The organism is Pseudomonas sp. KnCO4 (assembly GCF_045344305.1).
Taxonomy (GTDB): domain Bacteria; phylum Pseudomonadota; class Gammaproteobacteria; order Pseudomonadales; family Pseudomonadaceae; genus Aquipseudomonas; species Aquipseudomonas anuradhapurensis.
Window position 1 is genome coordinate 3,972,059 of the sequence record NZ_CP174199.1, and the last position, 12,086, is coordinate 3,984,144.

6 protein-coding genes are annotated in these 12,086 nt (G+C 64.2%); 3 read left to right on the forward strand and 3 right to left on the reverse strand.

Features of this window, described 5'->3' with window-relative positions:
• Positions 1–183: 183 nt before the first annotated feature.
• A complete protein-coding gene (locus ACJA3S_RS18530; RefSeq protein ID WP_289131027.1) occupies positions 184–1,428 on the forward strand; it encodes a putative porin in 1,245 nt (414 codons plus the stop codon).
• Positions 1,429–1,626: 198 nt separating this feature from the next.
• Here ACJA3S_RS18530 and ACJA3S_RS18535 read toward each other — a convergent pair whose 3' ends face one another.
• Positions 1,627–2,748 carry a beta-ketoacyl-ACP synthase III gene (locus ACJA3S_RS18535; RefSeq protein WP_406819536.1) on the reverse strand — a complete coding sequence of 374 codons (1,122 nt, stop codon included), beginning with the start codon at positions 2,746–2,748 and terminating at the stop codon, positions 1,627–1,629.
• A gap of 187 nt (positions 2,749–2,935) precedes the next feature.
• Positions 2,936–6,841, reverse strand: a complete 3,906-nt coding sequence (gene hrpA, locus ACJA3S_RS18540) for an ATP-dependent RNA helicase HrpA (protein ID WP_406819537.1) — start codon at positions 6,839–6,841, stop codon at positions 2,936–2,938.
• A 534-nt stretch (positions 6,842–7,375) separates the two neighbouring features.
• Between hrpA and ACJA3S_RS18545 the strand changes: the two genes are divergently transcribed.
• Entirely contained in the window at positions 7,376–8,740 is a 1,365-nt protein-coding gene (locus ACJA3S_RS18545; protein WP_406822275.1) for a glutamine synthetase family protein, read from the forward strand.
• A gap of 24 nt (positions 8,741–8,764) precedes the next feature.
• Positions 8,765–10,072, forward strand: coding sequence for an NAD(P)/FAD-dependent oxidoreductase (locus tag ACJA3S_RS18550; protein ID WP_406819538.1), 1,308 nt, complete (start codon positions 8,765–8,767; stop codon positions 10,070–10,072).
• Between the two features lie 103 nt (positions 10,073–10,175).
• Here the strand turns inward: ACJA3S_RS18550 and fadD1 are convergent, their stop codons facing one another.
• The gene (fadD1, locus tag ACJA3S_RS18555; RefSeq protein WP_406819539.1) at positions 10,176–11,873 is read right to left on the reverse strand and encodes a long-chain-fatty-acid--CoA ligase FadD1; all 1,698 of its coding nucleotides are present in this window, start codon (positions 11,871–11,873) and stop codon (positions 10,176–10,178) included.
• Between the last annotated feature and the right edge of the window lie 213 nt (positions 11,874–12,086).

Consider the following 12,086-nt stretch of genomic DNA (forward strand, 5'->3'; position numbering starts at 1 on the left):
TTTTATTCTCAATTACTTAACCGCAGTGCCACTAATTCGACATTAATCTGTCATTCGCCCCCGCAATACTTGCGCCTGTTTTCCGGAACCCCAGAACCTGTCTATTCAGGCCCTTTCCGAAGACATGCCAATACAGGGGTGGGCGCCTGAGCCTCCCCCATCTTATTCAACAGGGAGAACCTTATGCGTCTTGTTTCTACACTTACCGGAGTGAGCCTCACCGGCATGATGCTGGCTCTGAGTACTCCGGCCAGTGCAGCTGTCGACGCCAAGCTGCTCGAAATGCTCCGCGCCAATGGCTCGATCAACCAGGCGCAGTACAACGAACTGCAGGCAGACCTGGCTCAGGAAACCAAGGAAAAGGCCGCTCAGAAAGCTCAGTCCGACCGGATGAGCTCCTTTGAACAGAAAGTGGCATGGGCCGCCAAGACCCAGGTCAAGGGTGACTTGCGCCTGCGTTACGAAGACGTCAACGTCGACAACCCGAACAGCAGCAGCGGCAACCAGGACCGCCAGCGCGTGCGTGCCCGTGTCGGCTTCTACAGCGAAATCAACCCGCAGGTGGACGCGGGCATCCGTATCGCCACCGGCAGCAGCGCCGACCGCCGCTCGACCAACCAGAGCTTCGACAACTACTTCGACAAGAAGTCGCTGTGGGTCGACCAGGCCTACCTCGACTGGCACCCCACCGCCGTCCCCAACCTGCACCTGATTGGCGGCAAGATGGCCCAGCCGTGGGTGAGCATGGGCGACATCATCTGGGACAGCGACATCAACCCGGAAGGCGTGGCCGCTACCTACAAGACCGACCTGGGTGGCGCCGAAGTGTTTGCCAGCGCCGGCCAGTACACGCTCAAGGACAACGTCGATGGCGACGGTGTGCAGTACAAGCATGATGCACAGGTCTATCACGGCCAGCTGGGCGCCAAGTTCGCCCCGGCAGACGCGCTCAAGCTGACCGTAGGTGCCAGTATCTATGGCTACGACAACGACAAGGAAGCCACCATCCTGCAGTCGTTCGGCAACACCACCAACGAGTTCAACCTGGTGGAAGGCTTCGGCCAGCTGGACTTCACCGGCTTTGCCATCCCGCTGTCGGCTTACGGCCAGTATGTGAAGAACACCGAAAGCACCGATGGCGAAGACCAGGCCTGGCTGGCAGGCCTGAAAACCAAGGTCGGCGCCTGGAGCCTGGACTACAACTACCGCGATGTGCAGCGTAACGCGGTGGTCAGCCTGTTCACCGACTCCGACTTTGGCAACGGCTTTACCGGTTCGCGCGGGCACAAGTTCAAGGTTGGCTATGAAATCGACAAGAACTTCTCGCTGGGCGCTGCCTACCTGATGGCCAAGACCGACCTGTCGCAATTGCCCAACAGCGATGCCGATGTCGATACCCTGCAGGTCGACCTGGAAGCCAAGTTCTAAGCAACACCGATTGCGCTTCACCTGAAGCGGGAAATGCCGACCCCATCCGGCGTTTCCCGCTTTTTTTGCCTGGCAGAAATGCGCCGGCCTCTTCGCGGGTAAACCCGCTCCCACAGGTACCGTGCAGTGCTCAAAAGCTGTGCCGAACCTGTGGGAGCGGGTTTACCCGCGAAGAGGCCGGAACGGGCGCCCGATGAATCAGCGCTTGCGCAGGATCACGCTGCCAATCGAATACCCCGCACCAAACGAGCTCAACACGCCAAGCGAGCCCTTGGCCAGGTCGTCCTGGTACAGGTGGAAGGCAATCACCGAGCCCGCCGAGCTGGTGTTGGCATAACGGTCGAGAATCACCGGTGCATCTTCCTCGGCCACCTCACGCCCCAGCAGTTTCTTGACGATCAGCTGGTTCATGCTGAGGTTGGCCTGGTGCAGCCAGAAACGCTTCACATCGCTCGGCTGCAGCCCATTTTCCTGCAGGTGCTCACCGATCAGTTCGGCCACCTTCGGGCACACTTCGCGGAACACCTTGCGGCCTTCCTGGATGAACAGTTTGTCCGCTGCACCTTCGCCTTCTTCCGCCGCGCGGTTGAGGAAGCCGAAGTTGTTGCGGATGTTGTTGGAGAATTCGGTCCACAGCTTGCTGCTGACAACTTCGAACTGGTGCGCCGAGGTTGCCTTGTCGGCACGCTCGAGCAGAACCGCGGTGGCGGCATCGCCAAAAATGAAGTGGCTGTCGCGGTCACGGAAGTTCAGGTGCCCGGTGCACACCTCCGGGTTGACCATCAGCACCGCACGGGCCTGGCCCAGGGCCACGCTGTTGGCAGCGGTCTGGATGCCGAAGGTGGCCGATGAGCAGGCCACGTTCATGTCGAAGGCAAAACCCTGGATGCCCAGTGCCTGTTGCACTTCGATGGCGATCGCCGGGTACGGACGCTGCAGGTTGGAACAGGCGACGATCACCCCGTCGACATCGGCGGCGCTGCGGCCGGCGCGCTCCAGTGCCTGGCGAGCCGCGGCCACGGCCATTTCGCAAAGTACCGATGGCTCGTCGTTGGAGCGCTCCGGCAAGCGTGGTTTCATGCGCTGTGGGTCGAGGATGCCGGCCTTGTCCATGACGAAGCGGCTCTTGATGCCTGAGGCCTTTTCGATGAAGGCTGCGTCGGACAACGGCGCCGCTTCGATCTCACCACGCTCGATGGCCGCGGCGTTGTCCTGGTTGAACTGCTGCGCCCAGGTGTTGAAGGAGGCTACCAGTTCTTCGTTGGAGATGCTCTGGGCCGGGGTGTACAGGCCGGTGCCGCTGATCACGACGTTATGCACGGTCGTTCCTCTGGTAAAAGGCCAGCGCCACGGGGCGCTGGCTGGAATATGGCAAGTTAATGGCACTTTAGTGCCAATTCAAAGGCAAAGCTGCTCCCTCGTGCGCTGCGCCTGTGGGAGCGGGCTCGCCCGCGCAGGGTCGCAACGCGACCCCAAATTGCCCTAATAGTGCCACAAACAGGGAAGTTTAGCCCTCCACCTGGCTCCACTGTTTGCTCAAACGTTTGTCGGAAATCGGTACCTTGGTCCCCAACTGCTGGGCAAACAGCGATACCCGATATTCTTCCAGCCACCAGCGGTAGACGGTCAGCTGCTCGTCGCGCTTGCCTTCCTGGGCATGCTTGTCGGCACGCGCCTTGTACTGCGCCCACAGGTTGCCCAGCTCGGCGCTCCACACCCGGTCCTTCTGCACCTGCGCGCCGAGCTTCTCCAGGCGCAGTTCCACCGCCTTGAGGTAGCGCGGCAATTCCTTGAACCAGGCAGCGGGGGTTTCGCGCACGAAGCCCGGGTACACCAGGTTGCCCAGCTGTTGCTTGATGTCGTTCAGCGCCACCGCCTGGCTCAGGTCGATCTTGCCCTTGAAACGCTTTTGCAAGCCGTGCCACAGCTTCAGCACTTCCAGGGTCTGCCGGGCCAGGCGCTCGGCATGCTCGGCCCAGCTGCCGCGCTTGCGCTCCGCCAGCCCGGCCAATGCGGCACCGTCGCGCGGCAGCGCTTGTTCGCCGTCGAGGATGCAGCTGTCCAGGCTGGCCAGCAGAATATCTTCGACCAATGCCTCGACGCGGCCCAGTTCGCGGTACAGCAGGCCCAGTTCGGTCAGCCCCGGCAGCTTGCCACGCAGGAACTTGGCCGGCTCGGCCAACTGCTGCAGCAACAGGCGTTGCAAGGCGCGGCGGTGCTGGAACTCGGCTTCGGCCTGGGTCGAGAAACGCCCTTCGCGCACGCTGCCGTTATCTTCCACCAACGCCGGGTATACGGTCATCGACAGGCCGGCAATGTTCTGCTGGGCGGTCTGCTTCACTTCGCTGAAGGCCTTGGCCTGTACCGGTTGTTCGCTGCTGGCGTCGCGCGGCACGGCCAGCGCAGCCTGGCTGGCGGCGGCAAAGCGCGCGGTCAGCTCAGCCAGGTCGCGGCCTTCACCAAGGAACTTGCCCTGCCCATCGACCACTTCGATGTTCATGCGCAGGTGGCCTTCGACCAGGTTGACCGACTCGTCCCAGGCCTCGTCGGGCACCCGCGCACCGGTCATGCGCAGCAGCTCCTGGCCCAGGGCCTGCGGCAGCGCTCCCTGGCCGAAGGTCATGCGCGCCAGCGAGGCCTTGACGAAGTCCGGCACCGGCACGAAGTTCTTGCGCAGGGCCTTGGGCAGGTTGCGCACCAGCGCCACGCACTTGGCTTCCAGCAGGCCCGGCACCAGCCACTCCAGGCGCTCGCCCGGCAGGCTCGGCAGCAGCGGTGCCGGCACCCGCACGGTCACGCCATCGCGGGGATGGCCGGGCTCGAAGTGGTAGCTCAGCGGCAGGCGCAGGTCGCCCACTTGCAGGCTGTCGGGATATTGCGCGGCGGTCACTTCACTGGCCTCGCGGGCCAGCACGTCTTCCTCGCGCATGATCAGCAGGTTGGCGTCCTTCTGGCTGCCCATGCGGTACCAGCTGTCGAAGGTCGCGGTCTGGTGGATTTCCGCTGGCAGGCGCGCTTCGTAGAAGGCGTACAGGGTTTCTTCGTCGGCGAGGATGTCGCGGCGGCGCGCCTTGGCCTCCAGTTCGTCGAGCTGTTCGAGCAGGCGCTTGTTGGCCGCCAGGCACTTGGCCCGCGACTGGATTTCGCCGCCGACCAGGCCTTCGCGGATGAACAGCTCGCGCGAGATGACCGGGTCGATCGGGCCGAAATGCACCGGCCGGCGGCCGACCAGGATCAGGCCGTACAGGGTGATCTGCTCGTAGGCCACCACCTGCCCGCGCTTTTTCTCCCAGTGCGGTTCGAAGTGGTTCTTCTTGACCAGGTGGCCGGCCAGCGGCTCGATCCAGTCCGGTTCGATCTTGGCCACCATGCGCGCGTACAGCTTGGTGGTCTCGACCAGTTCGGCAGCCATCACCCACTGGGGGCGCTTGCGCCCCAGGCCCGAGGACGGGTGCACCCAGAAGCGTCGCTGGCGCGCCCCCTGGTAGTCGCCCTCTTCGGTCTTCTGGCCGATCTGGCTGAGCAGCCCGCTGAGAATGGCCTTGTGCATCTTCGGGTAGTCGGACGGCTCCTTGTTCACCGTCAACTGCAGGTCGCGGCAGATCAGCGCCAGCTGGCGATGGGCATCGCGCCACTCGCGCAGGCGCAGGTAATTGAGGAAGTTCTTGCGGCACCAGTTGCGCAGCGGGTTGGCGGTCAGCGCCTGGCGCTGCTCTTCGAAACCGCGCCAGAGGTTGACCAGCGCCGCGAAATCGGAGTCGACGTCCTTCCATTGCGCGTGCGCCTGGTCGGCGGCCTGCTGGCGCTCCGGCGGGCGTTCGCGCGGGTCCTGCACCGACAGCGCGCTGGTCACGATCAGCACTTCCTGCAGGCTGCCCAGGCGTGCGCCTTCGAGCAGCATGCGGCCCAGCCGCGGGTCGATCGGCAGGCGCGCCAACTGGCGGCCGATCGGGGTCAGCTGGTTTTCGCGGTTGACCGCCGACAACTCCTGCAGCAGGTTGAAACCATCGCTGATGGCCTTGCCATCCGGCGGCTCGATGAACGGGAAGGCATCGATCGCGCCGAGGCGCAGGTGGAGCATCTGCAGGATCACCGCCGCCAGGTTGGTGCGCAGGATCTCCGGGTCGGTGAACGCCGGCCGGCTGTTGAAATCCTCTTCGCTGTACAGGCGCACGCAGATGCCAGGCTCGACCCGCCCGCAGCGGCCTTTACGCTGGTTGGCACTGGCCTGCGACACGGCCTCGATGGGCAGGCGCTGGACCTTGGCGCGGTAGCTGTAGCGGCTGATACGGGCGGTGCCGGTGTCGATCACGTAACGGATGCCCGGCACGGTCAGCGAGGTTTCCGCGACGTTGGTGGCCAGCACCACGCGGCGCCCGCTGTGCGGCTGGAAGATGCGCTGCTGTTCGGCCGGCGACAGGCGCGCGTACAGTGGCAGGATCTCGGTGTGGCGCAGTTGCGCCTTGCGCAGGATCTCGGCGGCATCGCGAATTTCCCGCTCACCCGGCAGGAAGATCAGCACATCGCCCGGCCCCTTGCCGACGCTGCGCTCGTGCTGCGCCAGCTCGTCCAGGGTGGCGAGGATGGCCTGGTCGACGGTGAGGTCGTCCTCGATCTGGTTGCCTTCTTCGTCCTGCTCGCTGGTCAGCGGGCGGTACCAGGTTTCCACCGGGAAGGTGCGCCCGGATACTTCGATGATCGGCGCACCGTCGAAGTGTTGGGAGAAACGCTCCAGGTCGATGGTCGCCGAGGTAATGATCAGCTTCAGGTCGGGGCGGCGGTGCAGCAGGGTCTTCAGGTAGCCGAGCAGGAAGTCGATGTTCAGGCTGCGTTCGTGGGCTTCGTCGACGATGATCGTGTCGTAGCGTTCGAGAAAGCGGTCGTGCTGGGTTTCGGCCAGCAGGATGCCGTCGGTCATCAGCTTGACCAGGGTGTTGGCGTCGCTCTGGTCCTCGAAGCGCACCTGGTAGCCGACCAGCCCGCCCAGCGGCGTGCCCAGCTCTTCGGCGACCCGCGCCGCCACACTGCGCGCGGCGATGCGGCGTGGCTGGGTGTGGGCGATCATGCCATGGCTGCCACGGCCGAGTTCCAGGCAGATTTTCGGCAACTGGGTGGTCTTGCCCGAACCGGTTTCGCCGGCGATCACCAGCACCTGGTGTTCGGCCAGGGCCTTCTTGATTTCGTCACGCTTGGCGGCGATCGGCAGGCTGTCGTCGTAGCGCACGGTAGGCACGCTCTGCTGGCGCGCGGTGACCTGGGCGCAGGAGGCCTGGACCTTGTCCACCCACTGCGCCAGCTTCGCCTCATCGGGGCGCTTGCGCAGGTCGTGCAATTGCCGGCGCAGGCGATGGCGGTCGGCGATCATGGCGTGGTCGAGGTTTTGCAGCAGTTTGTCGATGGCGTGGTCAGTCATGGGGCTTTTTAGTGATGCAGGTGAGCCTGCTTTTTCATGATCGGCATTCGAAGGATGCGCGATTGTCGCAGATTTGCCGGTTGTCTGCTGCCTGTGCCGGCCTCTTCGCGGGTAAACCCGCTCCCACAGGTACCCCACAGGCCTCAGCCTTGATGCGATCCTGTGGGAGCGGGTTCACCCGCGAAGAGGCCAGTTGCAACAGCACATATGTTTAGCCAACCGCGACGTAAAGGTTGCCATTCACTGCTTTAATCAACCTTAGCCTGCATGTGAGTATCCAACGCATGACTCCCGTCCAGCCCATCGCCCCACCCTCGCCCCGCCCTTCGCTGCCGAAGGCCAGGCGCCGTGCCGGTGAGAATCCGCTGGTCCACATCATCCTCGCCTTCTGGGCCCTGTGGCACTGCCGTCACGCCCGCCCACCGGATGGCTCGCGCACGCTTTCATGACCGAACCCGGACGTCGTCCGCCCGTTTGATTCAACTGGGCCGCCTGCCTGTGCGGTGGCCCCGTGCGCCCATGAGCGAATCCATCATGCACTTTGCACCTGTAGAGCAAGCCAGGCGTTTCCTGGCCGACAACCCCGATATCGAGCTGTTCGAACTGTTCATCCTCGACGCCAACGGCGTACCGCGCGGCAAGCTGCTGCACCGCGACGAGCTGCTGGCCGTGTACCAGAGCGGTCGGCCGCTGCCCAGCACCATCCTTGGCCTGACCCTCAACGGCGACGATGTGGAGAACTCCGGCCTGGTGTGGGACGTGGGCGATATCGACTGCCGCGCCTACCCATTGGAAGGCAGCCTGGTGCGCCTGCCCTGGCGGCGCGTGCCGACTGCCGCGGTACAGGTGAGCATGCACCCGAGCGAAGGCCTGCCGGCCAGTATCGCCGACCCACGCCATGTGCTGCTGCGCACCATCGATGCGCTGAAGGCCGACGGCTACCACCCGGTGATGGCCTGCGAACTGGAGTTCTACCTGCTCGACCAGCAGCGTGACGCTTTCGGCCGCCCGCAACCGGCGCTGGACAACGATGGCGGCCGCCCACGCAGCACTCAGGTCTATGGCCTGCGCGAACTGGAGCAGATCGAGCCGTTCCTCGCCGACCTCTACGCCGCCTGCAAGGCCCAGGGCATCCCGGCCCGCACAGCGATCTCGGAATATGCCCCCGGCCAGGTGGAAATCACCCTCGAGCACGGCGACGCGCTGCAGGCGATGGACCAGGCGGTGCGCTACAAACGCCTGGTAAAAGGCGTGGCCCATGCCCACGGCATGCAGGCCTGCTTCATGGCCAAGCCATTCGCCCACCTGGCCGGCACCGGCATGCACATGCACCTGAGCCTGGCCGACGACGCCGGCAACAACCTGTTCGCCAGCGACGACAAGGCCGGCACTCCGCTGCTGCGCCAGGCCGTGGCCGGCATGTTGCGCCACCTGCACGACTCGCTGCTGCTGTTCTGCCCCAATGCCAACTCGTTCCGCCGCTTCCAGGCCAACAGCTACGCGCCGCTGGCGCCCACCTGGGGCGTGGACAACCGCACCGTGAGCCTGCGCGTACCGGGCGGCCCGGCCAACAGCCGGCATGTGGAGCACCGCATCTGTGGCGCCGACGCCAACCCGTACCTGGCAGCGGCGGCGATCCTCGCCGCCAGCCACCGCGGTATCCGCGAACAGCTTGACCCTGGTGCGCCGGTGGAAGGCAACGGCTATGCCCAGGCCAGCGAACACCTGCCCACCGACTGGCTGACCGCGCTCGACGCCCTGCAGCACTCCAATTGGGCCCGTGAAGCCTTTGGCGAGCCGTTCCTCGGCGTGTACCTGAAGGTCAAGCGCGCCGAGTACCGCCAGTTCATGGCCGAAGTCAGCGAACAGGACTGGCGCTGGTACCTGCACCAGGCCTGAGCCCCCGAATAACAAGGAACACCCATGAATGCAGCATTGAACCAAGGCCCGGCGCAGCGCGCGCCGTCCTACTACAGCGCCACCCTCAACGACCACACCGCGTACCCACAGCTAAAAGGTACCGTGCAGGTGGACGTGGCGATCATCGGCGGCGGCTTCACCGGCGTGGCCACGGCAGTGGAACTGGCCGAGCGCGGCCTGAAGGTGGCCATCGTCGAAACCAACCGCATTGGCTGGGGCGCCAGCGGCCGCAATGGCGGCCAGGTCACCGGCAGCCTGTCGGGCGACGAAGCCATGCGCACGCAGATGCGCAACCGCCTGGGGGCCGAAGTCGACGATTTCATCTGGCAGCTGCGCTGGCGCGGGCACCAATTGATCGAACAACGCGTGGCGCGCTACGGCATCGACTGCGACCTCAAGCGCGGCCACCTGCATGCAGCGATGAAACCTTCGCACATGGACGAGCTGCGCGCATTCGAGGCCGAGGCCCGGCGCCGCGGCATGGGCGAGCAGGTGCAGTTGCTGGACCGCAACGGCGTGGCCGAGCACCTGCAGAGCCCGCTGTACCTGGGTGCACTGAAGAACCTGCGCAACCTGCACCTGCACCCGCTCAACCTGTGCCTGGGCGAAGCCCGCGCCGCCCATGGCCTGGGGGCGCTGATCTTCGAGAACTCCGAGGTGCTGGACATCGTCCACGGCCCGCGCCCGGCGGTGGTCACTGCCCACGGTCGGGTCGAGGCGCGCCAGGTGATGCTGGCCGGCGATGTGTATCACAAACTGGAGCAACGCCAGCTCAAGGGCAAGATCTTCCCGGCCATGGGCGGCATCGTCACCACCGCACCGCTGGGGCAGCTGGCCGAGCAGATCAACCCGCAGGACCTGGCGGTCTACGACTGCCGCTTCGTCCTCGACTACTACCGCCTGACCGCCGACAAGCGCCTGCTGTTCGGCGGCGGCGCGAACTATTCCGGCCGTGACTCACGCGATATCGCAGGCGAACTGCGCCCATGCATCGAACGCACCTTCCCGGCATTGAAGGGCGTGCCGATCGAGTTCCAGTGGAGCTGCGCGATGGGCATCGTGGTCAACCGCATCCCGCAGCTGGGCAAGCTGTCGGACAACGTGTGGTATTGCCAGGGCTATTCGGGGCACGGCATTGCCACCAGCCACATCATGGGCGAGATCATGGCCGAGGCGTTGACCGGGACACTGGAGAAGTTCGACACCTTTGCCCAGTGCCGGCATGTGCGGGTGCCGATGGGCGACGTGCTGGGGAACCCGTTGTTGGCGGCGGGGATGTGGTACTACCAGATGCTGGAAAAACTGCGCTGAAGCATTCGCGGGCACGCCCGCTCCCACAGGTACCACGCAGCCCTCTGACTCGGCGCAATACCTGTGGGAGCGGGCGTGCCCGCGAAGAGCTCAGCAAGGTCGATCAGGCGATCTTCTTCAGGCCCTGCTTCTTCAGCTCTTCATCACGCAGCTCACGGCGCAGGATCTTGCCCACGTTGGTGGTCGGCAGCGCGTCGCGGAACTCGATCTGGCGTGGCACCTTGTAGCCGGTAACGTTGGCGCGCATGTGCTCCATCACCTGCTCCTTGGTCACGGTCATGCCCGGCTTGACCACGATGAACACCTTGATCACCTCACCCGACTTCTCGTCCGGCACCCCGATGGCCGCACACTGCAATACGCCCGGCAGGGCCGCCAGCACGTCTTCCAGTTCGTTGGGGTACACGTTGAAGCCCGAGACCAGGATCATGTCCTTCTTGCGGTCGACGATGCGCATGTAGCCGTCCGGCTGGATCACGGCGATATCGCCGGTCTTCAGCCAGCCCTCGCTGTCGAGGATCTCGGCCGTGGCGTCCTCGCGCTGCCAGTAGCCCTTCATCACCTGCGGGCCCTTGATGCACAGCTCGCCCACCTCGCCCAACGGCAGTTCGTGGCCGGCGTCATCGATCACCTTGCACAGGGTCGAGGGTACCGGGATACCGATGGTGCCGACCTGGTTGGCCTCCGACGGGTTCACCGCGGCCACCGGGCTGGTCTCGGTCATGCCGTAGCCTTCGCAGATGGCGCAACCGGTGACGGCCTTCCAGCGCTCGGCCACGCTCAGTTGCAGGGCCATGCCGCCGGACAGGGTAATTTTCAGCGCGGAGAAATCCAGGGCGCGGAAGGCCTCGTTGTTGCACAGGGCAACGAACAGCGTGTTGAGGCCGACGAAGCCACTGAACTTCCACTTGCCCAGCTCCTTGACCATCGCCGGCAGGTCACGCGGGTTGCTGATCAGCACGTTGTGGTTGCCGATCAGCATCATTGCCATGCAATGGAAGGTAAAGGCGTAGATGTGGTACAGCGGCAACGGGGTGATGAGGATTTCGCAACCTTCGTGCAGGTTAGCGCCCATCAGTGCCCGGCACTGCAGCATGTTGGCCACCAGGTTGCGGTGGGTGAGCATCGCGCCCTTGGCCACGCCGGTGGTGCCACCGGTGTACTGCAGCACCGCCACATCGTTGGCCTGCGGGTTGGCCTCGGTCACCGGCTGCCCTTTGCCCAGCGCCAGCGCGTCGTTGAAACGTACGGCACGCGGCAGGTGGTAGGCCGGTACCATCTTCTTCACGTACTTGATCACGCTGTTGATCAGCAGGCGCTTGAGTGGCGGCAGCAGGTCGGCCACTTCGGTGACGATGACATGCCGGACCTGGGTCTTGGGCACCACCTTCTCGGCCAGGTGGGCCATGTTGGCCAGGCACACCAGGGCCTTGGCACCGGAGTCGTTGAACTGGTGTTCCATCTCGCGTGCGGTGTACAGCGGGTTGGTGTTGACCACGATCAGCCCGGCACGTATGGCACCGAACACCGCCACCGGGTATTGCAGGACGTTGGGCAGCTGCACGGCAATGCGGTCACCCGGCTTGAGGTCGGTATGCTGTTGCAGCCAGGCGGCAAACGCCCCCGACAGCGCATACAGCTCGCCATAAGTGATAGTCTTGCCCAGGTTGCTAAAGGCCGGTTTATCGGCAAAGCGTTGGCAGGATTGCTTGAGTACCGCCTGGATATTGGGGAATTCGTCAGGATTGATTTCCGCCGTAATCCCGGCTGGGTACTTATCCTTCCAAAAATGTTCGATCATGGAAGCCCACTCCTTCAGCAACAGCGAAGTTCGATTCACGCGTCGATGCGCTTATTATTGATATGAGATGACGGCTCGTTGCAAACCGGATCATCTGAAAGCGGGCCGAGAGTATCAGCTTTACCTGGGGTCGCCTAGGGGCCAAAACAGGCCTTGTAGTCACAAAAATGACTCAATGAACAATACAAGTCATTTTTAGAGTATTTAGCCAAA